Genomic DNA, 2,534 nt, shown 5'->3' with positions numbered 1-2,534 from the left:
CCCCAATCGCATCCATTTGCCGCTCACCAAAGAGTTCATGTCCACGGCATCGCGCAAGCCTGGCTTGGTGGTGAACTACCGGACCCTGGAGGGGTATGTGTCCGCCAAGGTGCTGGTGCGAGCACTGGAGCAAGCCTCCACCATCAACGCACGCGGTGTTCAAAATGCGTTGGAGAGCATGGATCGCCAGGATCTGGGTGGTTTCGTGGTGCGTTACTCGCGAGGCGATCATCAAGGCAGCAACTTTGTAGACCTCGTGACCCTGGACAAGCGTGGCAGACTGATCCACTGATTGATTGACTGCGACCATCGGGGCCCATGATCCAACTGTTTCACTGCATCAGCGCACGTTCATTTCGCCCCCTGTGGCTGCTTGAGGAACTCGGCTTGCCGTACGAGTTGCACGTGCTGCCTTTCCCGCCTCGCGTGCATCGCAAGGACTTCCTGACGCAGAACCCCCTGGGCACCATCCCCTTACTGGTGGATGGCAGCGCGCGAATGAGCGAATCGGCTGCGATGTGCCAGTACCTTGCCGCCCGGCATAGCCCGCGGCAACTGGATGTGGCCGTTGATGAGGCCGCCTACGGCGACTATCTCAACTTTCTGCATTTCGGCGAAGCCACGCTCACCTTCCCTCAGACCCTGGTGTTGCGCTATTCGTACTTCGAGCCTGAAGGCCGACGTCAACCGCAGGTCGTGCAGGACTACGCCAAGTGGTTTCTCGCCCGCTTGAAAACGCTGGATCAGCGTCTGGCCAACTCGGACTACCTGTGCGCCGATCGCTTCACGGCGGCCGACGTGTCTGTCGGGTACGCCTTGTTGCTGGCCCAGCATCTGGAAATGGCGCCCCAATTCCCTCCCAACGTCGCGGCTTACTGGGCTCGACTCCAGGCGCGGCCGGCCTATCAACGCGCGCAAACCGAGCAGTGGCGCCTTGCGAAAGAGCAGGGCGCGCCTGAGGTGGCGGCGCCAGATATACGCCCATGAACGTGGTGCATTCCTAGGGATGGCAGGCGAGGGGAGACAGGCAGACAGTTGCCCCATCTCATCGCCCCCTGAAGGAGTGACATCATGTTTCAGGCATACCACGGGGTCTCCAGCGCCCAACACCAGACCAACTTCAACAACCTGAGCGCCCAAGGCTTCAGGATGATCTCGCTCAGCGTCTACGGAGATCCCGGCGACGCACGTTACGCGGCGGTCTGGGTGCAGCGCCCGGGCGCTGCATGGGTGGCCGTGCATGGCGTCAACAGTGAAGGTTATCAATCCTTCTTCAATAACTGGACAGCCAAAGGTTACGTGCCCAGTCTGGTGACTGCAACAGGCACAGCGGGTAACGCCGTGTTTGCCGCAGTGTTCGAGCAAGGGATCGGCGGCGCCTGGATGGCACGCCACGGCGTGACCAGTGGCGCTGACAGTGCAGTCGGCACCTTCCAGTATCTGAACAAGACGGCGCACAGCCAGCGCATGATGCTGCGCTCAGTGGCCATTTATGGCACCCCCAATGACCGACGCTATATGGCGGTCTGGCATGCCAATCCGAACTTTGTGAAGTGGCACGCCCATCCGTCAGACACCGGCGAGAGCTACCAGGACGTGTTCAATGCCGAGGTGCAGTTGCCTGGCTATCAACTCTCGGGCTACCGGCCCTCACACGTGGCCGTATCGAGTGATCACATGTATTGCTCGGTCTTCAAGGATGACGTGGTCGGGCCTTGGGTGGCACGCCACGGCATGAGCCCATCGGATTACCAGGCTGAGTTCGACAAGCAAAAGGCCGCGGGGATGTATCCCATCTGCGTGCAGGGCGGTGGCACGGGTTCCGATACGCGCTATGCCGCCATCTTCGCCAAGCAGGACATGCCCATGGCTCGGCAATGGTCCGTGACTGGCAGCTCGGTGGCCAGCCTGGCAGGCCTTGATCACGCCATGCAGACTTTCATGCAGGCACATGGTGTTCGCGCCGCCCAGTTGGCATTGGGCAAGAACGGCGTCAGCAAATTCTCGCGCGCCTACACCTGGGCGGAAGCTGGCTATCGCATCACCCAGCCTTCTGACCGCTTCCTGCTGGCCAGTTGCAGCAAGATGTTCCTGGAAGCGGCTGTTCAAGCCTTGTATGACACCAAGCACCTCACGCCCACAACCAAGGTCTTCCCCTTGCTGGGCTTCAGTCATCCCGCAGACCCGCGTAGCGACAACATCACTGTGCAGCAACTGCTTGATCACATGGGCGGGTATGACGATACGGCTACGGGCTCTGGATTTGACCCCACCTACAGCATGCGCCAGATTGCGCTGGACATGAACCTGGGCCGGCCTGTGACCAAGCTCGATGTGGCGCGCTACATGTATGGCCGCGCACTGGATTTCGCGCCGGGTACCAACAACAAGTATTCGAATTTTGGCTATTTGCTGGCCGGCGCTGTGGTCGAAAAGGTGACCAGCAAGACCTACTTCGATTTCGTCAAGAGCACCTTGCTGCAACCCGCCAGCATCACCGAGGTGGATGTGTTCCCGACCCTGGCCAACAAGCG

3 protein-coding genes are annotated in these 2,534 nt (G+C 60.4%); all 3 read left to right on the top strand.

The window, feature by feature from the left end:
• The coding region (locus EPO09_RS08660) for an ABC transporter substrate-binding protein (RefSeq protein WP_290642189.1) at positions 1 to 292 on the top strand (292 nt) is incomplete at its 5' end.
• Positions 293 to 318: 26 nt separating this feature from the next.
• Positions 319 to 987 (top strand): glutathione S-transferase family protein, encoded by a 669-nt coding sequence (locus EPO09_RS08655; protein WP_290642187.1) that lies wholly within the window; start codon positions 319 to 321, stop codon positions 985 to 987.
• An 84-nt stretch (positions 988 to 1,071) separates the two neighbouring features.
• The coding region (locus EPO09_RS08650) for a serine hydrolase (protein WP_290642185.1) at positions 1,072 to 2,534 on the top strand (1,463 nt) is incomplete at its 3' end.

The sequence above is a fragment of the Aquabacterium sp. genome (genome assembly GCF_004297345.1).
GTDB lineage: Bacteria > Pseudomonadota > Gammaproteobacteria > Burkholderiales > Burkholderiaceae_C > Aquabacterium.
This window is presented reverse-complemented; position numbering and strand designations above follow the sequence as displayed.

Bases quoted from the DNA above. Each gene is read 5' to 3' on its own strand.
- EPO09_RS08655 (WP_290642187.1), top strand. From the start codon at position 319: ATGATCCAACTGTTTCACTGCATCAGCGCACGTTCATTTCGCCCCCTG.